Source organism: Nostoc sp., from assembly GCF_036917535.1.
Taxonomy (GTDB): Bacteria; Cyanobacteriota; Cyanobacteriia; order Cyanobacteriales; family Nostocaceae; genus Nostoc.
Map to the genome: position 1 here is coordinate 62,352 of NZ_JBALDA010000068.1, position 25,119 is coordinate 87,470.

The 25,119-nt window shown below is 41.9% G+C and carries 21 protein-coding genes and 1 pseudogene; 7 read left to right on the forward strand and 15 right to left on the reverse strand.

Annotated elements, in window-relative coordinates:
• Window positions 1-21 precede the first annotated feature (21 nt).
• Entirely contained in the window at window positions 22-555 is a 534-nt protein-coding gene (cysC, locus tag V7K56_RS22515) for an adenylyl-sulfate kinase (RefSeq protein ID WP_334913737.1), read from the forward strand.
• Window positions 556-593: 38 nt separating this feature from the next.
• Here the strand turns inward: cysC and V7K56_RS22520 are convergent, their stop codons facing one another.
• From V7K56_RS22520 to V7K56_RS22550, 6 genes and pseudogenes are all read right to left on the reverse strand, one after another.
• A complete protein-coding gene (locus V7K56_RS22520) occupies window positions 594-1,733 on the reverse strand; it encodes a sulfotransferase family protein (protein WP_334913740.1) in 1,140 nt (379 codons plus the stop codon).
• A gap of 91 nt (window positions 1,734-1,824) precedes the next feature.
• On the reverse strand, window positions 1,825-2,739 hold the full coding sequence (locus V7K56_RS22525) for a hypothetical protein (protein ID WP_334913742.1): 915 nt from the start codon (window positions 2,737-2,739) through the stop codon (window positions 1,825-1,827).
• Window positions 2,740-2,883: 144 nt separating this feature from the next.
• The gene (locus tag V7K56_RS22530; protein ID WP_334913744.1) at window positions 2,884-4,272 is read right to left on the reverse strand and encodes a cytochrome P450; all 1,389 of its coding nucleotides are present in this window, start codon (window positions 4,270-4,272) and stop codon (window positions 2,884-2,886) included.
• Between the two features lie 431 nt (window positions 4,273-4,703).
• Entirely contained in the window at window positions 4,704-6,095 is a 1,392-nt protein-coding gene (locus V7K56_RS22540) for a cytochrome P450 (protein ID WP_334913746.1), read from the reverse strand.
• A 74-nt stretch (window positions 6,096-6,169) separates the two neighbouring features.
• Window positions 6,170-6,985 carry a TIGR01548 family HAD-type hydrolase gene (locus tag V7K56_RS22545; RefSeq protein ID WP_334913748.1) on the reverse strand — a complete coding sequence of 272 codons (816 nt, stop codon included), beginning with the start codon at window positions 6,983-6,985 and terminating at the stop codon, window positions 6,170-6,172.
• A gap of 41 nt (window positions 6,986-7,026) precedes the next feature.
• Window positions 7,027-7,134: pseudogene (locus V7K56_RS22550) on the reverse strand (hypothetical protein); the annotation flags it as partial.
• A gap of 305 nt (window positions 7,135-7,439) precedes the next feature.
• Here V7K56_RS22550 and V7K56_RS22555 point away from each other — a divergent pair.
• On the forward strand, window positions 7,440-8,516 hold the full coding sequence (locus tag V7K56_RS22555) for a WD40 repeat domain-containing protein (RefSeq protein WP_334913750.1): 1,077 nt from the start codon (window positions 7,440-7,442) through the stop codon (window positions 8,514-8,516).
• Between the two features lie 90 nt (window positions 8,517-8,606).
• On the opposite strand, the gene V7K56_RS22560 is transcribed toward V7K56_RS22555, so the two are convergent.
• Window positions 8,607-8,876, reverse strand: coding sequence for a DUF29 domain-containing protein (locus V7K56_RS22560; protein ID WP_334913752.1), 270 nt, complete (start codon window positions 8,874-8,876; stop codon window positions 8,607-8,609).
• Window positions 8,877-9,093: 217 nt separating this feature from the next.
• Between V7K56_RS22560 and V7K56_RS22565 the strand changes: the two genes are divergently transcribed.
• Window positions 9,094-9,393 carry a 30S ribosomal protein PSRP-3 gene (locus V7K56_RS22565; RefSeq protein ID WP_069071048.1) on the forward strand — a complete coding sequence of 100 codons (300 nt, stop codon included), beginning with the start codon at window positions 9,094-9,096 and terminating at the stop codon, window positions 9,391-9,393.
• Window positions 9,394-9,403: 10 nt separating this feature from the next.
• Here V7K56_RS22565 and V7K56_RS22570 read toward each other — a convergent pair whose 3' ends face one another.
• From V7K56_RS22570 to V7K56_RS22600, 7 genes are all read right to left on the reverse strand, one after another.
• Entirely contained in the window at window positions 9,404-11,182 is a 1,779-nt protein-coding gene (locus V7K56_RS22570; protein ID WP_334913754.1) for a serine/threonine-protein kinase, read from the reverse strand.
• Window positions 11,183-11,488: 306 nt separating this feature from the next.
• A complete protein-coding gene (locus V7K56_RS22575; RefSeq protein ID WP_334913756.1) occupies window positions 11,489-13,600 on the reverse strand; it encodes an SPFH domain-containing protein in 2,112 nt (703 codons plus the stop codon).
• A gap of 148 nt (window positions 13,601-13,748) precedes the next feature.
• Window positions 13,749-14,168: an ATP synthase F1 subunit epsilon gene (gene atpC / locus V7K56_RS22580; protein ID WP_334913758.1), complete on the reverse strand. Its 420-nt coding sequence runs from the start codon at window positions 14,166-14,168 to the stop codon at window positions 13,749-13,751.
• Between the two features lie 238 nt (window positions 14,169-14,406).
• Window positions 14,407-15,855: a F0F1 ATP synthase subunit beta gene (atpD, locus tag V7K56_RS22585; RefSeq protein ID WP_334913759.1), complete on the reverse strand. Its 1,449-nt coding sequence runs from the start codon at window positions 15,853-15,855 to the stop codon at window positions 14,407-14,409.
• 551 nt (window positions 15,856-16,406) lie between these two features.
• Window positions 16,407-16,565 carry a hypothetical protein gene (locus V7K56_RS22590; protein ID WP_334913761.1) on the reverse strand — a complete coding sequence of 53 codons (159 nt, stop codon included), beginning with the start codon at window positions 16,563-16,565 and terminating at the stop codon, window positions 16,407-16,409.
• A gap of 206 nt (window positions 16,566-16,771) precedes the next feature.
• Window positions 16,772-18,136 (reverse strand): flavin-containing monooxygenase, encoded by a 1,365-nt coding sequence (locus tag V7K56_RS22595; protein WP_334913763.1) that lies wholly within the window; start codon window positions 18,134-18,136, stop codon window positions 16,772-16,774.
• Complete coding sequence (locus V7K56_RS22600) at window positions 18,120-18,944, reverse strand: SDR family NAD(P)-dependent oxidoreductase (RefSeq protein ID WP_334913765.1); 825 nt, start codon at window positions 18,942-18,944, stop codon at window positions 18,120-18,122. The genes V7K56_RS22595 and V7K56_RS22600 overlap by 17 nt, the downstream gene beginning before the upstream one ends.
• 654 nt (window positions 18,945-19,598) lie before the next feature.
• Here V7K56_RS22600 and V7K56_RS22605 point away from each other — a divergent pair.
• From V7K56_RS22605 to V7K56_RS22615, 3 genes are all read left to right on the forward strand, one after another.
• Entirely contained in the window at window positions 19,599-20,012 is a 414-nt protein-coding gene (locus tag V7K56_RS22605) for a heavy metal-responsive transcriptional regulator (RefSeq protein ID WP_334913767.1), read from the forward strand.
• Window positions 20,013-20,418: 406 nt separating this feature from the next.
• Entirely contained in the window at window positions 20,419-21,297 is an 879-nt protein-coding gene (locus tag V7K56_RS22610; protein WP_334913769.1) for a hypothetical protein, read from the forward strand.
• Window positions 21,298-21,658: 361 nt separating this feature from the next.
• A complete protein-coding gene (locus V7K56_RS22615) occupies window positions 21,659-22,480 on the forward strand; it encodes a SirB1 family protein (RefSeq protein WP_334913771.1) in 822 nt (273 codons plus the stop codon).
• Window positions 22,481-22,644: 164 nt separating this feature from the next.
• On the opposite strand, the gene V7K56_RS22620 is transcribed toward V7K56_RS22615, so the two are convergent.
• Entirely contained in the window at window positions 22,645-23,097 is a 453-nt protein-coding gene (locus tag V7K56_RS22620) for an SRPBCC family protein (protein WP_334913773.1), read from the reverse strand.
• Window positions 23,098-23,464: 367 nt separating this feature from the next.
• Here V7K56_RS22620 and V7K56_RS22625 point away from each other — a divergent pair, with 367 nt between their 5' ends.
• Window positions 23,465-25,117, forward strand: coding sequence for a mechanosensitive ion channel (locus tag V7K56_RS22625; RefSeq protein WP_334913775.1), 1,653 nt, complete (start codon window positions 23,465-23,467; stop codon window positions 25,115-25,117).
• The last annotated feature ends 2 nt before the right edge of the window (window positions 25,118-25,119 follow it).

Below are 25,119 nucleotides of genomic sequence, written 5' to 3' on the forward strand. Positions count from 1 at the left end.
TTGTACGACACTGGAGGTTAGGTGAAACTAAAGCAATATGGTATTACAATTTGGTTTACTGGTCTAAGTGGTGCTGGAAAAACTAGTATTAACCGAGTCGTAGAAACAAAGTTGCGATCGCTTGGATATCAGGTTGAAGTCCTTGATAGTGACATAGTGCGCCAAAATCTATGTAATGGTTTGGGCTTCAGTAAGGCAGACCGCGATGAAAACATCCGCCGCATTGGTTTTGTAGCTCATCTGCTGACGAGGAATAATGTGATTGTTCTCGTTTCAGCTATCTCACCCTACCGCGAAGTTCGTGAAGAGGTACGGCAACGCATTGGAAATTTTGTGGAGGTTTACGTCAATTCACCATTAGAAATTTGTGAGGAACGTGATGTAAAAGGTCTATACAAAAAAGTGCGAAATGGGAATATCAAGCATTTTACCGGGATTGATGACCCTTATGAGCCACCACTGAACCCAGAAGTAGAATGCAGAACAGACAACGAAACCGTTGAAGAAAGCGCAAGTAAGGTTTTGGCAAAATTGGCAGAGCTAGGCTATCTTTAGTGCTGATGCAAAATAGTTAGCCTTTACTAAAACGTTTTTTATTTAGAAACTCCTAAAGTACCAGAAACAATAAAATCTGCTGTTTGAATCTGTGGATGTTTCAGCAATAATTGAGCAACTTTTTGCCGAATCTCTAAAATATCTGGTAGTTTATTGTTATTATTACGCACATTATCCTGAGAAAAACTTGAACCACTTTGAGAATCTTTTTCAAATACTTTGCAGGCGTGAGAAACTTCAGAAATTGGCAAGTTACAATAATCAAAAATACCAGTGATTATCTTTTTGGGATCTGCAACTAAATCTTCATAGCGAATGGCACAGGTAGGAATACCTTGCTGGCAAAGTAATAGGTAACGGTGCATCACAGATAGCCACATAGTTGTATAAAAATCAGTTGCATTAGAGTCAGTGAAATCTATATCACGGGCATACTCTTTAAGTAAAGGAATAAATTGATTGTACGTTTGTATATTCTGTCCTATTATCGGCAGCATTTGACTAAAATTCACAAAAGTACGGATAGATGATTTGACTACATCTTCCGCATTGCGATACATAAAAATCAGCTTGGTATCAGGCAAGACGCGATATATTAAGTCTGCCAATTCAATGCCAAAACTACGCAATTTGATCGCATAAAATGAAGGTTTTCCTTTTAAAGTAGGTTTACAGAGAAGATAAATACAACTTTTTAGTAGTTCTGCTAGTGCATCATCATTGCTACCATCGGGGTTGCGGATGCCTACTATCTGGCTAAAAACATCTGGCTCTGATAAACTGAGGACTTTATCAACTTGACTAAACACTTTACTTAGCAAAGTAGAGCCACAGCGTCCAACGGAGTAAATCATGGCAATTTGTCCAACTGAATCTCTTATATTCGCTGCCAGTTGGTGCAATTCTTGATAAGGGACTGCAATTAAGCGTTGGGCATATTCATACTGTGCTTGGTAAAGAAAAGGAGCATCGTAAATATCAATATCTGAAGGCGTTTCTACAAAAATGGCTTGTTGATTTTCGATATCGAGGCAATATAAAGTGATATGGGGATTCTCAACAATAATTTTTGGGTCAATAGCCTCTCCTATTTCATAGCTAAAATCTTGCAAATTGGCGATGATACTAGCAGGAGTCCTATTTTTGGTTTGAATTTTTAAAATTTTGGTATTCATCATTAAGTAAAAACTAATTTGTAGGTGAAATAGTTTTGGTATTTAATACTGTAAGTATCACAACTGAACTATTTAGGCATAATAGCAATTTAGTTTAAACTTGGAGCTTATTCTCAAAACACTGGATTTGGGAAAGCGCCAGATTAAAGGATTGATGTTGCGTGATTGCCGCTTTATATATTGGATTTTGCTGACAAAATTTCAGTAGCAGTGCGGCGGTACAGTACTCTCGTAAAAGTCGTTTTGCACTCTGATAGTGAAAAAATATTGGCATTGAATCTGATCCAATTTTCAGACTCCAGCTAGGAAAATTCCAATCTCTACCGATAAAATCTATTGTCATATCGCTTAATGCCACAGCAATAGGAAAAGATATTTGATCTAGAAAACGATATTTAATAGCTTGAGGAATACCCGGATATTCGTAAATTGCTTTGGTGCAATTAATCCATTTTGATGCTAAATCTGGAGTTTGCTTAGTTGCGATAAAACCAGTATTAACATAGGGTAATGATTCTTCTTTAGAAATTTCAGTGTGCATTCTTTGTATAGGTATAGGAAGACCGAATTGTGCATATAATTCTTTCCAAACTTCAAAGGTTATATGTGTATAACTTGCCGGAACCGCACTGATAGAAGACTCAAAATACTTCTGCTCATCGAAACAGCGCATCATAATTACATCGCTGTCAATAAATACTATATTTTCACAGTTTGTTTCTACCGCCAGACAACCAAGTTTGTTCCCAATTGGATAATCTTCAGAGATTTCGTTTTGCAATTTGATTGTTCTAACGTTTAGTAATTTTAATGCTTCTAAGGTTACTTCCGATAATCTACCCCAACGCCTTTCTGGGATTGGTATAGCCGCAACAATATCGTGATCTTTTGTTAAAAAATGACGTAATGATGTCGCCAGTAATACGGCTTTTGCTTCAAGTTCACCACTTTGGCAAATAAAAACGAAGCAAATTTTTTCATTTTTGTGATCTTTTTGGTATTTTGTCATGGAAAAATATCTTAAAAAATACGTAGATTGAGTAGTAGTTTTTCAGTTTTGAGAACAATTCAATGCCACGTAAGTGTTTCGTTGATTTGAAATCGGTGACTTATTTCTGTTGTGCTGTACTAGGCAGCCAGACATTCTTTCCACTTACATAAAGCTAGTTTGGAGAATTTGCTGATTCCGAGGGCGTATCCTCGTTGCTACTATCCGAAAATCATTTGGTGGTGCTAAAAGCAAACCCCTACGTACTGGCAACATTGGTTTGCTTTTAGTTAGTTCTAACTGCCAACGGGATAGCACTGTTACTAGAATCAGTTTCATCTCAAACTGAGCAAATGCCATACCAATACAGCGACGATTGCCACCACCAAAGGGTAAATACTCATAGATCGAAAATTGCCGTTCCAGAAATCGCTCTGGCTTAAACTGTTTTGGCTCAGGATATAAATCTTCCCGATGATGGGTTAGATAAATACAAGGAGCAATTATATCACCAGGCTCAAAGTGGTAGCCTGCGATTTCTAGCGGTGATAGCACCATGCGCTGAAATGCCATCATTGCTACTGGGTAAATCCGCAGCGTTTCTTTGTAAACAGCATCCAAATAGGGTAATCGAAAAATCGTATTGGGATCGGGATTTTCACCGAGAGTATCCAATTCTTGCAGCAGTTTTTCCCGCACCTGGGGCAGATGGTGAATCCAATAAAATGCCCATGATAAGGAAGTTGCAGTGGTTTCGTGACCTGCAACCAACAAGGTGATCAACTCATCTCGCAATTCTAAATCCGTCATTGGCTCACCCGCTTCATCACGAGCCGCCATCATCAAAGAGAGTATATCCGTCCGAGATAAATCGGGGTTTTCTCGTCTTTCCTGAATCTCTGCGTAGATGAGTTTGTCAATTTGGCGCTCGTTTTCCATCAACCGTCCCCAAGGACTCAAGAGACCCCAATCCTTTTGTAAGAAAGGGAAAAGCAGCAATATGGCTCTAAAGATAGATTTCGTTCCCTCTAGTCGGGTAGTAAGCAGTTGCTGTAGTTGTTCATAACGAGTACCATCTTCTAGACCAAATACCGCTTTCAAAATTACCCCAAAAGTAATTCTCTGCATAGCAGAACGGACTGAAAAGGGCGATCCAATCGCCCATTGGCTAGTCACTTGCTCAGTCATGTCTTGGATGATTTTGCCATAAGCCAGCATCCTTTCGCCGTGAAACGGTGGTGTTAAAAGCTTGCGTTGTCGTTTGTGGCGATCGCCTGAAAGCGCAATCAATGATTGTTGACCGATAAAAGGCGGTTTAATCCCAGCCACCTCACCCGAATCCAAATATTTGGGATCGGTAGTAAAAACCTCCTGAATTGCTTGGGGATTGCTAATTAATACTATGGGCTTTTTCCCTATACCAACATAGGCGGTGAAGATGTCGCCATAACGTTGGGAATAGGTTTCCAGAACTTCCAATGGCTTAGTGAGCCATTTGAGTTTCTGTAGCAATGGCGCATTTTCAGGACCATCAGGCAGTTTATGAGCAGGCATTTTGATTCATCTCCCAATAATTAGGGCAAGATTTGTATTAGCCAGTTTGCACTAGTACACAAGGCGGAAGTCAAAAGTCAAAAGAATGTATTCCGGGCTTTTGCGCCATTTGAAATAGTATGTTTATTTACGCCGTGCTGTACTAGGATATTAAAACACGGATCGAAGTAATCAGCTTACCAATTCCTGAATTTGCTCTGCTGTCAATTTCTGTACATTACTCAAAACTATTACCGCTCCCGCTTTTTTTAGTGTTTCAGTATAAGTATCACGACGCATTGCTGTTTCTTGTACATGAGGTGATAAAACGCCTACACCAATCTAAGGGCGGTGCGGATGCAAATTTTGTGGTTCTAAACCTGTTTTATCTAGTCGAGCCTAAGAGGTTATGTGCGATCACTCCTACCGGATCTCATATCATTTCAGACTTTCTACATTACAGTTGTCTCAAGTAGTCGCTGATTTTGTTCACGCCTCCCAGTCACCACCATCTGCACACCATCTGCTGGACTAAGTAGGAAACCCTTACGCACTGGCTGCACTGGTTTGCTATCAGCCAGTTCCATTTGCCAGCGAGACAGCACTGTTGCCAAAATCACCTTCATTTCAAACAGCGCAAACGCCATCCCAATACAGCGACGGTTCCCGCCACCAAAGGGCAAATACTCACAAGAGGTAAACTGCCGTTCCAGAAAACGTTCTGGCTTAAATTGCTTTGACTGAGGATATAAATCTTCTCGATGATGAGTCAGATAAATGCAAGGAATCACCAAAGTACCAGGATTCAACTGATAACCCATGATTTCTAAGGGAGATTTTACCAAGCGATTTAATGCCAACATTACCACTGGATAAAGGCGCAGAGTTTCTGAACAAACAGCACTTAAATAAGGCGATCGCACAATAGCATTTGGATCATCGGGGTTTTTGCCCAGCCTATTTAGTTCTTGCAGTAGTTTTACACGCACCTCTGGCATATGGTGAATCCAGTACAAAGCCCATGCTAAGGAAGTTGCAGTAGTTTCGTGACCTGCCGCTAAGAGGGTAATTAACTCATCGCGTAACTCTACATCAGTCATCGGCTGCCCCTCTTGATCACGAGCTGCCATCATTAAAGATAGGATATCAGTCCTTGATGGGTCAGGTTGCTCTTTGCGATCGCGAATCTCAGAATATATGAGTTCATCTACTTGCTCTCGTAAACGCAGAAATTTTCCCCAAGGACTCCAAGAACCTAAATCTCGTTGCAGTGATGGAAAAATAAGCATCATTGCCGTAACAAAAGGTTGCTGTGGATTCAGGATTTCCAGCAGCACTTCCTTAAGTTTGTCAGAACGTGGGCCATCTGCTAGACCAAATACAGCTTTTAAAATTACCTGTAAGGAGATTTCTTGCATAGATGGCAACACTGAAAAGGATTCCCCAACTTGCCATTGACTAATTACTTGCTCAGTGATGTCAAGGGTTAACTGACCATAAGCCAGCATTCTTTCTCCATGAAAAGGGGGTGTCAACAACTTTCGTTGGCGCTGGTGAGGTTTACCTTCTAGAGCTATTAGTGATTGCTGTCCTAATAAAGGCGATCTAATACCTGCTTGTTCACCAGAGTCCAACTGTTTTGGATCTGTGGTAAAAATCTGTTGAATCGCCTGGGGATTACTAATGAACACTTGGGGAGTAAAAACAGGGCCAATCCGAAGAGTGAAGATATCACCATAGCGTTTAGCACAGGTTTCCATGTATTCTAAGGGATTAGTCAGCCACTGATAGGTCTGTACCCAAGGGTGAGTTTGAGGACTGTTAGGCAGTTTAAGTACAGACATTTTTATTAATCTCCCAATAATTAAAACAAGATCGTTATCAGCCAGTCATACATGCACCTCTAGCTTGATTAAGCTTAGATCATAGATTGGGCAGATGAACTTATCAATTCTCGAATCTGGCTTGGAGTCAATTCTTGCACATTACGTAAAACTACAGCTGCTCCTGCTGTTATTAGTGTCTCACTGTATGCATCACTACGGGCTGCTGTCTCTTGTACATGGGGCGGTAAAACCCCTACACCAATCCAAGGGCGAGAAGAATCTAGACTTCGTGCTTTCTCGACGGTATACATATCTGCTACCGTATCTCCCACATAGATGATCGCTGATTTTTGCTCAATTTCATTTTCTAATTCACGAACTGTCGCAAAAAGTCCAGTGGGGTCGGGTTTACCTGGTGCATCTTCCATCGCAATCAACACCGGAGATTCCAAGCCCAGACGTTTTTCTAAGACATAGTTAACAGAAGCACGAGTCGCACCGCTAAAAAATCCCCAAGCAATCCCCGCTTGGGTAAGTTGTTCTAAATAGCTAGGTTGTAATAATAAAGGTTCATTACAGATATACCCAGTAAAATTATTTGGGTCTGTCCCTCGATAACGCGATTGAAAAAAGGCAACGATCGCATTGTAATCTAGTTGCAGTTGCTCGCGGCTCTGTCCTTGGGTTTCAAAATAGCGGTAAATTAATTCCTGTGATGCTTCCCAATCGTTATTCCACACACCTTCAGACTTGAGTTGGTCAATATCCAGTGGGGTTGGACGATATGCTTGGGTAGTAAAATATTCTACGGTATCTGCGATCGCACGACGATAAGAACCGCCAACATCGCGCACAACGCCATCAATATCGAAAACAACGATTGCTTTTGCAGAAGTTTGTTGAGTCATGAGTAGGGAGCAAAAGAGTTTTATATTTAATAGTCATCTTGCTATATGTCGCTTTCCAGAAACAAGCGACCGTAGTGTATAGTTAACTGCCGATCTTGCACTGGGACTTCATAAAACTTGTGAGAGCTTCCGTTAGCTTCGGAAAGTTCTAAATATGTCTTTTCTTATAGCATGAATTCCACTTGAAAATTAATAAGAGTTTTAAATATACACAGTGTATAGACAACGTTAATCTGAAATAATGAAATAAAGTAACTCTTTATAAAATTTTGATGGCAACAGCTTTCAGTTGGGGTGGTCGCCGAGATAGGGATACAGTTGACGAAATATTACTTAAGATAAAAATGCCGAATCTAGGTTGAGTCGATGGGAGCTATCAAGCCCATTTTTATCTGTTTAATCTCAGGAAAGTAAGGTTTATTAGCTTGACTACTTGCAGTTTTAACAACTTACTATGAAATCACTTGTCTTATTTAAAACATTAGAATTACTTAGTTTGTTTTTACTTATACCCTTTAGCATGATTGCCACTCGTCCAGGTATAGCAAATACACTTAATACTCTTACAGATACAGAACAACCAAATCGGTTGAAATTAACTTTATCAGGACACACTGGACCTGTCCGTGCATTAACTCTTTCCCTCAACGATCAAGTTCTTGCTAGTGGTAGCGATGATAAAACAATCAAATTATGGAATCCGACTACAGGTGTATTGCTTCGCACTTTAACTGGACATCGGGAGCGGATTAAATCAATATTGATTACTTCAGATAATCAAACTCTAATTAGTACAAGTTTCGATAATACTATTAAATTTTGGAATACGCAAACAGGAAATGAAATTCGCACAATTGTCGAAAAAACAGGCATCACAGCAATGTTGTTGACCCCAGATGGACAAACTTTAATTAGTGGTAGTGGCGATCATACTATTAAATTTCGGAATCTAAAAACTCGAAAAATTGATCGGATATTAAAAGTAGAGACAACAGCACTTGTAATTAGTCATGATGGTAAAACTCTCTACAGTGGAGGTGAAAATGGAGGAAAAATTCGTGTTTGGAGTATGGTAACAGGTAAACAACTACGCAGCTTTACCCCACCACTACCGAAAAAAGAAAACCTGATTAACGGTTCAAAGCAAGCAGCAGCCCCGATTACCCTTGCTATTAGTAACGATGATAAAATGCTTCTTAGTGGTGCATATGATGATAGCTTTCAATCTGATCCATTCATAAGCACAGATGGTAAAAGTTTCAAAGCTTGGGACTTGAACACAGGAAAGCTAGTGCATAATTTTTGGTTAAGTACTATTAATGCGTTAATTATAAGTCCTGATAGCAAGACATTTATTACTGGTGGTTTAGGTAGCGAAATTCTATTGTACGATATCAAAACAGCGAAATCAGTGATGAAACTTGCCGGACATGCAGGTGGAATTTATGGACTGGCGTTAAGTAGTGATGGCAAGATTTTATATAGCGGTAGTGGTGATAAATCTATTAAAGTTTGGCAGATCAAACCGTAGTTTATTAATGTTCTCTATAAATTTAGTATAAAAATTAAGATGCGTTCGCCCTGGCGGTACTACTTGTCCAGACTGATAAGCTGTTCCACATTATGACTTAGGTAAAAAATCGGGGTTGAGGGCTTGTTCTGGGGTAAAGGGAGCTTGTTCGGGGAAGGTAGCCACCTCCAATTCAGTTTCATCAGCAGCCAAGAGTTTAGCATCCTCATAACACAGCCCGAAAACCTCATAAAAATAGGGTTTGAGGCTAGGACTTTCTTCTAGAGCTTGTCTGAGGCGTCTGCGATGCTCCCAAGGGGATACGCTCTTGCTAGCTTGCTTCCCCGGAGGGGTACAAGTCGGGGAACCGCAAGGACGCACTGGCTTCTCTGTGGTTTGTTTTCCGTTACCTGTGCGTAAGTCCTAACGAATTTACTTGCTCACTATCATAAGTCTGTTTCGGTCACAAACATTTTTCGTTAACGCCGACTACACCTTATGCTAGCCCAATCTAATCACTGTTTGGTCATTTGATAGGGTATTGCGTTAAAATAAGCGATCGCTATCCTAGTAATGCCCGGAAATCCCGGAGGTGTGATTGACCAAGTTTATTTTGAAAATTCTGTGGTTAGACGAAAACGTTGCTCTAGCAGTCGATCAAATTGTCGGCAAAGGCACAAGTCCCTTGACTAAGTACTTTTTTTGGCCCAGAAATGATGCCTGGGAAGAGTTAAAAAAGGAATTAGAGTCCAAACATTGGATTACTGACGTGGATCGTGTCGAGTTGCTTAACAAAGCGACAGAAGTGATTAACTATTGGCAAGAGGAAGGTAGAAACCGTCCAATGGCAGAAGCTCAATTGAAATTTCCAGAAGTTGCCTTCACAGGTAGCGCTTGATATTACAAAATTAGCTATTGTCCTGTTGTACAACCTGCCACAGTTTGATAGTCTTGTCCCGGCTGCCGCTTGCAATTAATTGTGTAACTTTGCTTACAGCTACAGCAGATACTGAGTCTACATGACCAGAGAGAGTAACAATCTCTTCTGCTGTGCTTACCCTCCAAAGTTTAACTGTTTTGTCGCAACTTGCACTTAGGAGAGTTTCGCCATCGGCAGTAAAAGCCACAGCCACCACAGGCCAAGAATGGCCTACAAGTGTGCAAATTAGCTGACCAGTGTTTACCTCCCACAATTTAATAGTGTTATCATCACTACCCGTCGCTAAAATTTGACCATCAGGACTAAAAGCGACTGTCAAAACCGCCCATGCATGACCCGAAAGGGTGGCTAACAAGCTATAGCATGGGCGGTTTTCAAATTCTCTCTGGGAACCTTCTAATGCAGGTATCTGCCATAGGCGAATTGTTCTGTCATAACTAGCGCTGGCTAAAAGCTGTCCTTGGGGACTAAATGCCACTGAATTTACCTTTAATTGGTGTCCAGCTATGGTGCAAATTTCTTTGCCAGTATTGACATCCCAGAGTTTGATTGTCTTATCCCAGCTACCACTAGCGAGAATCTGCCCATCTGGACTGAAAGCAACTGATTTTACAGCGTGTGCGTGTCCCAAGAGAGTGCAGATTTCTTCTAATGTCTCAATCTGCCACAATTTGATAGTTTTATCATCGCTAGCAGTTGCCAGAATTTGACCATTTGGACTGAAAATAACTGATTTTACAGCTTGGGAATGTCCTGATAAGCTAGCTAGGACTTTTTTGGTATTTAAATCCCACAAATTGATATTTTTGCGATCGCTACCACTAGCTAAAGTGTAACCGTCAGGACTGATGGCAAGGGCATTCACACTACTCAATGTCCCAGAATGACCAGTTAGGGTATGCAAACATCGCCAAGGAGGAGTTGGTAATTTAAAATTTTGAGGTTTACCTTCCATACCCATTGCTTGCATAACTTCATCAGCCGATTGAAAGCGTTGGTAAACAGCATTTTGCAGCAGTTTATTGAGGATTTGCGCCAAACGTAGACTCTTTGAGTCTTGTCGGCAGACATCAGTAAGATATTGTTGCCAAACCCAGCAATCATTTGCAATATCAAATAAATCAAAAGGAGAAATCTGGGTAAGTAAATAAATACAGCTTATACCCAAGCTATATAAATCACTAGCAAAAACGGCTTTTCCCTTCGTTTGTTCTGGTGCAGCATATTCTGGACTACCGATACTGGTTTCAGATGTTAGCCGATCGATTTCTGTGAAGATTTTCGCAGTACTAAAATCAACTATGACGAAATCCCCCTTCTTGGTAATTGGGGATCTACGGATGATGTTTTGGGGTTTAATATCGCGATGAATGATGTTGCGATCGCTAATAAACTGAAAAACTGGCAATAAATTTTCTAAAAGTTGCCAAATCTGAGTTTCATTAAAAGCGCCTTCTTCTTCAACCACCTGAGCTAAATTAGTGCCTGCAATAAACTCTTGCACTAAATAAAAATGCCCGTTATGCTGAAAATAATTTAATAAGGCGGGAATTTGTGGATGCTTTCCTAATTCTTCTAGCTGTTGCGCCTTCTGCTGAAAATTTTTAAATGTTTCGTTTTCCAGCGATAATTCTTGAACGACGCAAGGAACTGGAGGAAACTGGCCTTCATCTACAGCGAGGAAAGTTTTGCAGAATCCCCTTTTACCAATCTGCTTGAATAAACGATAACGTTCTTGTAAAAGCAAAATTTCTCCACCAGAGTTACAGGGTAGGCTTTGCGGCTTACCCTACAATAAAATATCGTTTTAAATTGCGTTTATCGTAGGGGTGCATACGTATCAAATTAAGGTAAAAGTTAGGTAAGAGAAAGCGTTCTAGGGTTGACACCAATGACCAAATAATTACTAATTTGTAATTCGTAATTAAAGAGGGTACAAGCCCCCTAAAAGTGAATATTTAGCGGTCTACAATTAGTGGTGGGTTCAAGCCCCCACTAATTGCAATTACGAATTATGTTGACGGCTGTGCGCCCCTACCGGATGTTCCTAATGTTACTTATCCCCCGGAAAATTCACAACTATAGGTGGATAACCGTTTTCTGTGGTTGGTTGTCCTTGGGTAACTACTGGTTGTGGATGCAAAGGTGTTGGTGTCAATTCACCTTTACCAGTTTGATTCCATAAAATCAAGGATAGTAGCCCATCCACTAAGCCATTATTGCTACCATTGCTGCCAACTAAGACATCTGGAATCAAACGGACATTGCGATCGCCGATAATCTGCATCAGTTGCATTGCTGTATAACCTTGTGGCCCCAAGGCTTCCACACCAGCGCGGTAAGTTTCAGCTTTAGCATTACCTGTGGCTCGAATACCTTCTGCCTCAGCAATTGTCCGGAGTTTTGTCCCCTCAGCTTCACCGTTCGCCTCTTTGATTTGGGCTTGGGCTTTTAGGTCAGCAATATGCACACTCTGCTCCGATTTCACCATTTCTTGCTGGATATTAGCCAGTGCCGTTTCCCGGACAAGTTGCTGCCGTTGGGTTTGCGCCATCTGCTGGACTTCATAAGTCTTGCGTTCTTCTTCAGCAATTTTCCGGTCTGTCTGTGTCTGCATTAACGACGCTGGTGGCTGAATATCACCAATGAGGGTGTCGATCGCTTGCACGTCATAAGCCCGTAATGCTGTTTTAATATACTCAGCAGCCTCAGATTGCCGTTCGCTCCGAGCAGTCAGAAAGTCTAGTACAGTATAATCTTGGGCTGAGTTGCGGAAATAATTCCCGATAGTTGGTTCTAATACATGGTCTACCAGATTTTGCATTGCACCAACGCGAGAAATTACCTTTGGAGCATCTAAAGCACCCACATGGATAATTTGCGCTACTTCCAAATCAAAGGCAAACCCATCACGCGATCGCACTGTCAAAGAAGCTAGTTGAGCATCATAGCTGTGGCGTTCGGTGCGGTCTGACCAATTTAATACAATGTTGGTCGTTGGCACCAGTTCCATCTTCATAATCCGGGAATTAATTGGGTGCTTGCCAGGATACAGCGGTTCGATCCATACGCCCTTATGTCCAGGATTAACCAAATTACCGTGGGTGAAAGCTGCACCACTGACGTCTTGATGTGCCTTTCCTACGAAAGAAATCACCACACCTACATACCCAATGGGAATTTCCGTCATCGGCACTTGCTCAACCTGGACAAACCAAGGATTCAAGTTCCAAGAACCAGAAAGCAATATCTGTTCTTGTAAACCTCGCCGTCCACCGCCATCAATAAATTTTTGACCATTTTGGAAGTTGTCGTGTCCGTCAATTATCGCGCCTGCGAGTTCACCTGCAGAAATTGGCACACCATCTAAAGTAGTGACAATGCCAACTTTGTCAGATGCCAGACTATACACCCGCAATTGTTCTGGAGTCATGCCATGAGCGCTGGCATTTGCTGCCATGATCACTTTAAACAAGGCGGTATTAATCCGGTACGTACCAGCCGTGAGAAAACCCATTTGCCGCCCTTTTTCTCCACCTTGGGCGAGGAATTTCCGAGCATCTTGGAAGTTGTCACAACTGACAATTTTACCCAAAATCCGCTCTGGTGGGTTGGGTTGACCATCTGCTGCCACAATCAAAGCGATTTCCCCTTGGGAAACGACAATTACCGGTTCTTTCTTTACAGAATACTGCCAAGGCCAATAGCCCCAATGCCAACCAGGAGCTAAAGTATCTGCCTGCAAGCCAGCTTCGCCGTTGAGGGCAATCAAACTGCCGGCGGGAAGTCCGCGCCCGGAAAGGGTAAATTTCCTAACTATAATACCGACTTCACGCTCGCCAATTACTACAAGCCCACCAAAGAATAGGGGGACAAATATAACTAAACCCCCGACAAGGACGATGGGGATTAATACAAAAGGATCAATTCCAGCAGCTTGATATTGAGTCCTGCTAATTTGTAACTGGGCAATATTTGGTTTGGTCTGATTTAGCTGGACTGATGCAGTGGTTGTTTTTACAAGAGCCGCATTAGCAGAGTGAATACTTCCAGCGTTCGTCAAAGAGACTGGTGCAGCGATCGCTAAGGTTGCTACGACAGATGCTGCAAAGCGAGCTAGCTTATTTTGTTTACGAGTACCAAGTAAAGATGAAAACCTTTTCATAATCTGTGCCCATCTGGGCAACTAATTAGCTAAATTAACACTTCACTAAGGCTTGCCTCAATTTCTTAAACTTGATGTAATTTTTTTAAAATTTAATAAATAATTTGTAGGTTGGGGAATGTCCAACCTACAAAGTTGAAATAGAAAGTTAAATTGAGACCGAACCGCCAGCCGCTTGAAACCGAGCGCGGGCGCGTTTGAAGGCTTGAGTTGCCTGAATTTGGGCTTGGCGATCGTCTGCGGAAACTTGACTTAGACGTGCTTCTGCTTGATTATAAGCAGTACGAGCTTCATCAAGGTTAATTTTGTCGCCACGTTCAGCGCCGTTAACCAGAATTGTCACTTCATTTTCTTCGACTTCGGCAAAGCCACCCAAAAGAGCGATCGCTTCCCAATTCTGATTTTTTGCGCCACGAACTCGCATGACACCAGTATCTAGAGCAGTCAAAAGTGGTGCGTGTCCAGTTAGGATACCTAGTTGACCAGTAGTGCTAGGCAAAACGACTTCTTCAGCTGGAGCATCCCAGACTGTTTTATCTGGGGAAATTACACGAACGGTTAATGTCATTTGTCTTTTGTCCTTTGTCCTTTATCCTTTGTCCTTTGTCCTTTGCCACTAGTCATTAGCGATCGCACTAATGACTAATGACTAATGACCAATAGACCTCTTGCATAAGTCGAATAGCCCCCCCTTTATCCCCTCGATATATTGGGGGAAACTTGAAATCTTGCCCCCTCCCCTTGACAAGGGGAGGGTTGGGGAGGGGTGATTCAAGGATTTTTGCAAGAGGTCCAATGACTAATGACTAACCTTTGACTTTTTCAGCTTTAGCGATCGCTTCGTTAATATCGCCAACCAAGTAGAAAGCCTGTTCGGGGAGAGCATCCAACTCACCAGACAGAATTTTTTGGAAGCCTTTGATGGTATCTTCCAACTTCACATACTTACCAGGAGAACCAGTAAATACTTCTGCTACAAAGAACGGCTGAGACAAGAAACGCTCAACTTTCCGCGCCCGCGCCACGATCAGACGGTCTTCTTCAGACAATTCATCTAGACCGAGAATGGCGATAATGTCTTGGAGTTCTTTATAACGTTGCAGAGTTGATTGCACCGCCCGCGCAGTATTGTAGTGTTCGTCACCAACAATATTTGGTTGTAGCATGGTGGAAGTTGAACCAAGGGGGTCAACTGCGGGATAAATTCCTTTAGCTGCTAAACCGCGAGACAGCACTGTGGTTCCGTCCAAGTGGGCGAAGGTGGTAGCAGGTGCAGGGTCGGTGAGGTCATCCGCAGGTACGTACACTGCTTGAATGGAGGTAATCGAACCCTCGGTAGTCGAGGTAATCCGCTCTTGTAGTTCACCTACATCGGTTCCCAATGTGGGCTGATATCCTACCGCAGAGGGCATCCGACCCAGTAGCGCCGACACTTCTGAACCTGCTTGTACAAACCGGAAAATGTTATCAATAAACAGCAGCACATCCTGCTTGTTTACATCCCGGAAGTATTCTGCTACTGTCAATCCCGATAGACCAACCCGCATTCTAGCTCCAGGTGGCTCGTTCATTTGACCGTAAACTAGAGCAATTTTTGATTCGTTGAGGTTGTCTTTGTTAATAACCCCAGATTCAATCATTTCGTTGTAAAGGTCATTGCCTTCACGGGTGCGTTCACCCACGCCAGCAAAAACCGACACTCCACCATGCTGAGTCGCGATGTTGTTGATCAACTCCATCATGATCACGGTCTTACCAACACCAGCACCGCCGAATAGACCAATCTTACCGCCGCGTCGATAGGGAGTCAGAAGGTCAACAACTTTAATCCCAGTCTCAAACACGGAAGGCTTGGTTTCCAGGTCAGTGAACTTGGGAGCAGAGCGGTGGATGGGTAAACTTGCCTCAGCATTTACAGGGCCCTGGTTGTCCACAGGTTCCCCAAGAACGTTGAAAATCCGGCCCAAAGTGGCTTTCCCAACTGGTACGTTGATGGGAGCGCCTGTATCGGTGACTTCAAAACCGCGGACTAAGCCTTCGGTAGAACTCATCGCAACAGTCCGCACCTGGTTGTCGCCCAGCAGTTGCTGTACTTCAACGGTGATGTTGATTTCCTGTCCAGCTTCGTTGGTGCCAACGATTTTCAAAGCGTTGAAGATTTGTGGCAATTTCCCGCTGGGAAATTTAACGTCTACAACTGGACCAATGATTTGGGTAATGTAACCAATGTTTGTTTTTTCTGCGGTTGTTACCATGCTGCGCCTAATGAGTGAAGCTAGATTTCAGATAAGGTCGGAGAAGACATAAAATTAAGCAATGTCACCTTTCAGATTAGCACTGAACGACCCTACCTTCGCCTTAAATTGATCCTTAAGACTGGTGTCTGAGCATCCAAGGTAGGCTTGCTTGTAAAACTGTTCAAGTCAGTCAAGCAATTTTGGATTTTGGATTGCCGATAGCATCGCGTTAGTGAGTCCACGTATTCTCACAGAGAAGCAAGCTAGCAAGAGCGTCTGTCTGCGACACGCTGTTTGCGTTCGCCCTGAGTGTCTTTGGGATTGAAAAAGATCATGAGGATACGAATCATAAACCAAAAAAGTCTAAAATTCTTAGTCAAAATGAAAACTGCTGTGCCTATTAACGTAAGTTCGACGGAACTAAAAAACCAGATTATCCTCAGTCGCCAACAAAGCCACAACAGACCACTCCTCCTTTTCCACATCCCGTGAAAAGTCAGTTGAATTCCTTGTCAATTCTTAAATTTAGAATTGCTGATATTTTTTCTTAATATAATTTGGTAAACTACTCAATCTCCAACTAACAGGACATAAAAAATTCTGTTAAGGACTTCCCATATATCAACTTCACGCTTGCGACCACCGGGTTTTGGTTCTGGAATCAGTTTACCCAAAATGCGATCGCTCAGGGTATTTATAGATAAAGCGATCATTAAGCTGTTGTGCATACAAATTGCACAATTTAAATTGTGGGTAAGAACTTCAAACCCTCTCCCCTGCTCCTCTGCTCCCCTGCGGTTTCAATGTGTAAATTAAGTACTTAACAGCTTACCATTCCCGCTGTGGAGAGTATCGGAACCCAAACTACCAATTAATAAAAATAAATCGTCACCATTACCGCCCAAGAGCTGATCGTTACCATCGCCGTAGCATTTTAGCGGACTACCGGTTGAAGCTGAATACTTTGCAAGGGAGGTAGTGGGCTATTACTAAAGTTGGGATATTGGTTATCAACCTGATGTGCTTTTTTCACAAGCCAGCTAAATAAAAGATTAGCAAGCTTTAATTGTCTAAAAATCTGTTGGGGATCTGCAAGATGGGTTTTTGGCAATTGTTGTCCTATTTCCTTGAAAACTAGACCAAGAGGCACATTGATTTCATCTTGGAGTTTCAAATAGCGCGTGAACAGCGAACCGTAAGCTGCAATTAGCGAACCAACTCCGCCTCGCGCCTGTCCCCAGCCAATAAAATAGAGTCCCTTGTAATCATCGAAAAAAGAACCGCCATAGCATTTAACTACTGCTCCTTCAAGACGCTGAAGTTCTGGGGGTAGGAAAGGATAAGCAACGTAGTAACCTGTTGCACAAACAATGAGGTCAAATGCCTCTCGACTACCATCAACAAATTCAACTTCCCAACCATCAAGCTGACGCACCGCAGGTTTAGGAATAATTCGTCCATGTTTAATGTAGTAGGGCACTTCATTATTCAGAGTTGGGTGCTTGTCAAAAACTCGATACTTGGGTTTGGATAAACCATAATTTTCGTGCGTCCCGAAGCTCAGGCGGATAATTCCGTGAGCCATAAGCCGCTGAAACCATTGTGGCATCCACCATTTTATTAAGTCAGCAACTGGGACTCCCGCAAAAGACTTTGGGATAAACCACACTGATTCGCGCATACTCAGAACAGACTTAGCACTGACGCGGGCTGCTTCTGCGGCCACATCGCAAGCTGAGTTTCCACCTCCAATCACCAAAACTCGCTGACCACGCAACTGATCTGGATGCTTGTAATCTTTAGAATGGATAATGTTACCGTGGAATTCTCCCTGAAATTTAGGAAAACGTTTACACCAGTGATGCCCGTTGCACATCACCACCCCTTTATAGATTCGCTGTTCTCCATCAGCAAAGGTCACTTCCCAAAAATTGTTTTCAACTGGGCGGACGTAATTAACTGTACGATTCAGTTCAATCTGTGCACGTAAATCAAAATAATCTGTAAAAGCGTTTAAATAATCCCACATGTTCTGCGCGCTGGGAAAATCGGGATAATTATCAGGCATGGGGAAATGGCTAAATTGGGTAATTTTGCGTGACGAAATAATGTGGGCGGTTTCGTAAACGCCGTGATACCAATTTCCGCCAACATCATCACTAGCATCAACTTGGTCGTAAGGAATATCGGCAGCCTTAAGTGCCCAAGCCATACCTAATCCAACAAAACCAGCCCCGATAATCAGCTGTTTGTGAGTCCTATCAAAAATCTTCTGAGTTTTACTACTTTCCTTTACCAACTTTCAACCTCCTAAGAAATATATCATTAATCGAGTTCACTATCTGAGGAAAATATCGTTTGAGAAGATGGGCTTTTTTAGCTGTGGCATCGGGAAAGACATGCAATTTATTGTGAATAATTCCTTTAATTGTGGCGCGCATTACCTGGGCTGGGTCGGTTGCTACATGTTCTAGAAAGTCGTCGTTACTCTTGGCAAAACTTCCAAACCGTTCACACTGGAGAATTGGGGTACGGCTAAAAAAGGGATAGACAACTGTAACCTTTACATTGTAGTCTTTTACTTCATGGAAAAATCCTTCACTAAATCCACGCAAACCAAATTTGCTAGCTGCGTAATGAGTTAATCCAGGCGATGCCCACCAACCTGCTAACGATGAAATATTGACAATATGACCTCGTTGACGAGCAATCATATCAGCAGCAAATAGGGCGCTTAACCGCATCGGTGTTAATAGATTTATCTGCATGAGACGTTCCCATTTCTCACTTGGAATTTCATCCATGCGACCAAAGACCGCAATACCAGCATTGTTAATCAAAATATCGACAGGAATATTGAGTGCTTTGACTTGACGATACAGGTTTTCACATCCCTCACTGGTAGAAAGATCAATAGCTAGGTAAGCTAGTACTTGACCAGTTGCGACTTGGCGCTGAATCAATTCAACTCGTTCACGCAGCACAACTTCATTTAGATCCGTTAAAATCAGTCGGCTACCAGCCTCTAACAACTGTCGCGTCAGTTCCTGTCCAAACCCACCAGCAGCACCAGTGATCAGTACAACCGTTTTGTCTAGCTGGGTCATAATCTCTTTTCCAAATTATTAATTAATATTGGTGCGAATATCTTGTTTCATGGTTATTATGAATTGAAAATACGAGGTAAACGCATCTAAAAGTATTTAACAAAAAACGATATTTATAAATTATCAATTTTTGGTAACTTAATAAAACAGAATTCAGAAGCGGAGCCGAAGACGCTGCGCCTTTGGCTATAATCACAACATGCGCCCGCCCTTCGAGGCGCGATCGCATGAAATTTAGCGGCAGGAATACCTGCGTATAATAGCATTCCGCAGGAAAGCCTCACCTTGGCGATCGCCAGAAGGCGAGTGGGTACGCCATCGCACTCTTAATGACGTAGAAAGCGTCATCCCATCATTATTGTCGTTTTGAGTGTAAAACTCCTTTCTTATAATCTCAGCCTTTTTTTTGTCACTTTTTCAACCCATAGAACTCACGTCCTATTAGTATCAGGCGCAGCAGGTATCAAAATGACGGTGGAAGAAATTTAGGCTTTCATAGCAGCTTAATGTATCGTGGTGTTATGGAAGTAAAGCCTGCTACATAATCCAGTAGCAAATAATTAGCAAGATGATTCTGTTCTCACTTGACTCTCCAGTTAACTGGAGAGTTTAAGATAAAGTAAATAAATTTATCTAGCATGAGAGCAGCTAATTATGTTAGTCCAAGAAGCGCCAAAACTCATTGGTAATGTTGCTAAGTCTAGTGGTGTACCAATTAAAACTATTCGCTATTATGAAGAACTTGGTCTACTTAAGTCATTAGGGAGAACCGAGGGTGGATTTAGATTATTTAACTCTGATGTTTTGGCTCGCTTGAATTTTATCAAACGTGCCCAAAGTCTGGGATTGACTTTATCAGAAATTAAAGATTTTTTGAATGTTCACGACGGAGGTGAATTACCTTGCGTACATATAAAAGCTAAACTGCAAGATAAGATAACAGCCATTGATGAACAAATTCAGCAATTACTCATTTTGAGACAAGAATTATCAGGATTAGTTTCTAGTTGGGAAACAATACCTGAAAATCCTGAACAAACAATTTGTCCTATTATTGAAAGAAATTAAACAACCAAGCTTTTCATTTTATTTTTTATTAGCATATCAACATAGTTTAATATGTTGATATGCTAATTTTCTATTAATATCAATCATTTACAAATAAATTAATTATTTTTTAAATACCTCTTGACTCTCCAGTCAGATGGAGAAATTAAACTAATTTTAGTTGATTAAATTAATTGTATATATACTCAATGATTTTCCGAAGATTAGTTATTCCCAATAAGGAATTTAACACTATGACGCTGCAACTAACGGTTCCCAAACTGGCTTTTTTGCTTGTACGGATACTATCACCAAAAATGAAGTTCTTGGATTATAGCAACCACAAATGATAATTTTTGCATAGTATCACTAGTAAAATTGAGTGTTGTTTAGAACTTAAGTTATTAAAAATAACGGAGTAAAAGCAATGAATAATTTTCTAAATGCAATTGCGATAACTACCACTTTGTTACTAGCTCAAAGTTGCTCATTATTACCTAAATCTGAAGAAAAGCCAATATCTATTAGTACACATCAGCATGAGGAGCGTTCAATGAGTGGGAGCCATCATAGAGAACATTCAATAAGTGACACGGGTGATGGGAAGAAAGCATTTACTCAGGCAAAACTCAAAGTTACTAGTAAAATAACCTCTAATAAAAGTATTCCGATTGTGATTGACATTCAAGATTCAGATGGAAAAGCGATCGCCAACTTTGACACTTTCCAAGAAAAGCTCATGCACCTCATTCTTGTCAGTGATGATCTTCAGTTTTTTAGTCATCTTCATCCCACATATAAAGAAAATGGGCAGTTTGAAGTTGCAGCACGTTTTCCACAAGCAGGCAGTTACACATTTTTTAGTGACTACAAACCTGCTGGTCAAACAGAACAAGTATCAGTATTGAAAACACAAGTTCCTGGAAATAGTATTGCTGCCCCAGAAATTAACCTAAATCGCAGTAAAACGTTCAATGTTACTAAAGTAAATCTCGCTGTTTCTGAACCTACTGTGAAAGCAGGTAAAGAAGTCGCTTTAATGTTTAAATTACAAGATGCTTGTAATAATCAACCGCTTACAGACTTGCGGCCATACTTAGGAGAAAGAGGACATTTAGTCATCTTACGCCAGTCAACCCCATTAAAAGCAGAAGATTATATTCATGCTCACGCGCTAAAGAATACCCCTGCTGGACAGGTTCATTTTATGACTAGCTTTCCTCAACCAGGAAAGTATAAGCTCTGGGGTCAGTTTAATCGCAATGGCAATATCGTCACAGCTGATTTTTGGATCAATGCTATTTAAGCCATTGTTGAATTTGACCATAGCTTTGAAACCCAGATGGTTCCTGTAACCGCTTTTTCAAGCGTTCTCAGTCTGAAATTTAATTAAATAGTAGTAAAAACTGAGCCAAAGTCAGGCTTACATAGATATTTTTTAGCAAATACTTAAACAAAAGTTTTTAAAGCTGAGGTGTTTTTTACAGCAGCTTTATACTACTCCTGTACCCATAATAGGGTTGATAAAAATCAAAAATCCAAAGCTGCGTAAGTTTGGGAACTTTTGCCGTCAAATGGTGTTAATGCAGCGCTAAAATAAATATAGTTACAATAAACTGGTGTAAGTTTACCCACTTCATCTTCACACCTCCACCGAGCAATAGCTTATGAATTTATCGTCAGCACGACAATATTTTTACCAGGAGATTCAGCAGTCTGACGAACACATTGACCTAGCAAAGGCAGCTTTGTACATTGCACAAGAAGAATATCCCAACCTAGACCCAGAGGAATACCTCAATGCCCTTGATACAATGGCGTGGGAGCTTCAAGAACGCCTGCCTGACTCACGATATCCTTTGCGGATAGTTCAAAGTATTAATCAATATCTCTACGATGATTTAAAGTTTTCTGGTAATAAAATTGACTATTACGACCCACGTAACAGCTTTTTCAATGATGTAATTGATCGCCGATTGGGGATTCCTATTACCTTGGCACTTGTTTACCTAGAAATTGCCAGACGGATTGATTTCCCGATGGTGGGTGTGGGGATGCCAGGGCATTTCTTGATCCGCCCAGATATTCCCGATATAGAGATTTTTGTGGATGCTTTCAATGGCGGTGAAATAATCTTTGCCCAAGATTGCGAAGACCGACTGTCTCAACTTTATCAGCAACCTGTAACGCTACAACCAGAATTTTTAGCTGTAGTTAGTAATCGGCAATTTTTGACCCGGATGTTGACAAATTTAAAATTTATTTACCTCAAACAGCAAGAGTTAGAAAAAACGCTGGCAGCAGTTGAACGAATTTTGTTGCTGTTTCCTAGTTTAACTTTAGAATTACGCGATCGCGGTTTGATCTACTATCAACTCGGTTACTATCCCCAAGCCCTAGACGACTTACAAAATTATTTAGCAAAAGTTCCTGATGCCGAGGATGCATCTGTGATTCGGCGGCTACTTACCGAATTGGATAGGGAGTAGAGAGTGAGGGATGAGGGAGCAGAAGAGGCAGGGGAGGCAGGGGGAGCAGGGGGGCAGAGGGGCAGGGAGGACAAGGGGGAATTATTGAGCAAGTCTTCCTTTGTCTCCCCCCTCTTCCTTGTCTACCTTGTCTCTTCTTCATGCCCTGTTTGCCCAATTACAAATTACAAATTATGTTGTTGTTCTTCTGCAACTCGTTTGAGTCGGCGCAGTTGGGCTTGCATATCTTCTTTTGTCCAAGATGCAGCAAAGGTGTTAAAACCCCAACTAACTAAAGGGTTAGGGATATTGTACTCAAAGCAGTTGAGTAGGCGCGTTCCCTTTTCTGTGGGTTGACATTCCCAGCGATCGCGCCCTTGAAAAAACCCTTGAAATTCCCAGACTACCAAACCCGGTTGTCGTTCTACAACTACGCTATTCAACGTGGGTTTGAGTAGAGGAATTTGAATGATAAAACGACTTTCACTACCGACATCGGTACTCCAAGTTTTGCCCACAGGTTCGCAACGCAGGACGGGGTTGAGCCAGCGATGCATGAGAGCTAAATCGCTAATACAGCGCTCCACCACCGTAGCTGTAGCATCAATTTGAATCGATTGTGACAAAACTTGGGACATTCCACATCTCTGGTGCTGTTGCTGCAATTAGAGTAACGCAAAATTCAGCAAAGTGGGAGATGAGGGAGCAGGGAAGCAGAGGAGACAAGGAGGACAAGGGGGACAAAGGGGAATTATTGAATAAGTCTCTCTCCGAAGTTCTGATGCCTACGGCGGGCTACGCCAACGCCGGAAGCCGGCGCTCAGACTTCTCTCCTTGTCTTTCCCCTCTTCTTGATCTACCTTATCTCTTCTCTATGCCCTGTTTGGCCAGTGCTCGTATATTAAATCAAATATGAGTAAATATGTATGTTTTTACTGGTAAATTGATAGGCAAAACACTGACTTAGTGTTTGCGGCCAATACTTAAGCTTAATTCCCGAAAACCATGAATACAACTTGGCAAGGAGTAACCCAGGTGATAGGAGTTGCTTTGTCCACGAGAGTGCAGGAATTTTTGGCACAATCGCCCAGCCTGCAACCAATACAACCAGCAGTGAATCAAGGAATTGCTGATGTGCAAGGAATTGTACAACAGTTGATTCTGTTTACGCCTCGTCTTTTAGGGGCGGTAGCAATCTTACTAGTAGGTTGGCTGATTGCAGCGATCGCAGCGGCACTGACGCAAGGAATCCTCAAGCGCACAAACATAGATAACCGCATTGCTTCTGGGATAACGGGTCGTCAAGATGTTCCTCAAGTGGAGAAATTAATTTCCAGCTTAGTTTTTTGGAGCATTATCCTGTTAACTGCGGTAGCTGTTTTACAGACGTTGGATCTGGAAATAGCCTCTCAACCCCTGAATAATTTTCTCAATCAACTTATTGGCTTTTTGCCAAAGTTGGTTGGTGCAGGAATCCTTTTAGTAACAGCCTGGTTTTTGGCGACCATTGTGAAGCTTATCACTATACGTTCATTACAGGCATTTAATCTAGATGAGCGTTTGAATCCAGAACCAGAAGACAGAGCACCCAGCCTGAATCAGCTGTCTTTGAGTGAGACGATAGGCAATGCTCTGTATTGGTTTATATTTTTACTGTTTCTCGCCCCAGTTTTAGACACTCTCGGACTCAGGCAGGCTCTACAACCAGTACAAGCTCTAATTACAGAAGTTCTGCTAATTCTGCCGAATATTTTAGCGGCGATCTTGATTGCTGTAGTTGGCTGGTTTATCGCTAATGTAGTACGGCGGATTGTAACGAACTTGCTGGCAACAACTGGTCTTGACTATTTAGGTAGTCGGTTGGGATTATCTGCAAGTGCAGGAGTGCAACCTCTATCGAGTATTATCGGCACAATTGTTTATGTTTTGATTTTGATTACTGTAGCGATCGCAGCGCTGAATGCCTTGCGAATTGATGCGATATCAATACCTGCGATCGCTATGCTGCAACAGGTTCTCAACGCCCTACCTGCCATCTTTACAGCCGTGGCAATTTTGATTGTTGCCTATTTCGTCGGGCGGTTTATCGCGGACTTGGTTACAAGTATCCTCACCAATTTAGGGTTTAATAACATTTTCACTATTTTGGGTCTGACAACACCCAGTAGACGAATCGTCATTTCAACAGAACCAACAGTTGAGCCTACTCCAACCCGTACTCCATCGGAAATTGTAGGCATTATTGCCTTAGTGGGTATCATGCTGTTTGCCACAGTGGCGGCGGTGAATATCTTGAATATTCCAGCTCTGACAGCATTAGTGTCTGGTATTGTGATTATATTCGGGCGGATTTTGGCAGGATTGGTGATCTTTGCCATTGGCTTATTCCTAGCAAATCTAGCTTTTAATATCATTACCAGTTCCGGCGAACGTCAGGCCCAGATTTTGGGACAAGTGGCGCGGATTGCAATTATTGCCTTAGTCTCGGCAATGGCACTGCAACAGATTGGAGTTGCCAGTGATATTGTAAATTTAGCTTTTGGACTTTTACTAGGTGCGATCGCAGTTGCTATTGCCCTAGCTTTTGGTCTTGGAGGGCGCGATATTGCCCGCGAGCAAGTTCAAGAATGGCTAAACTCTTTCAAAGGTAGAAACTAAAA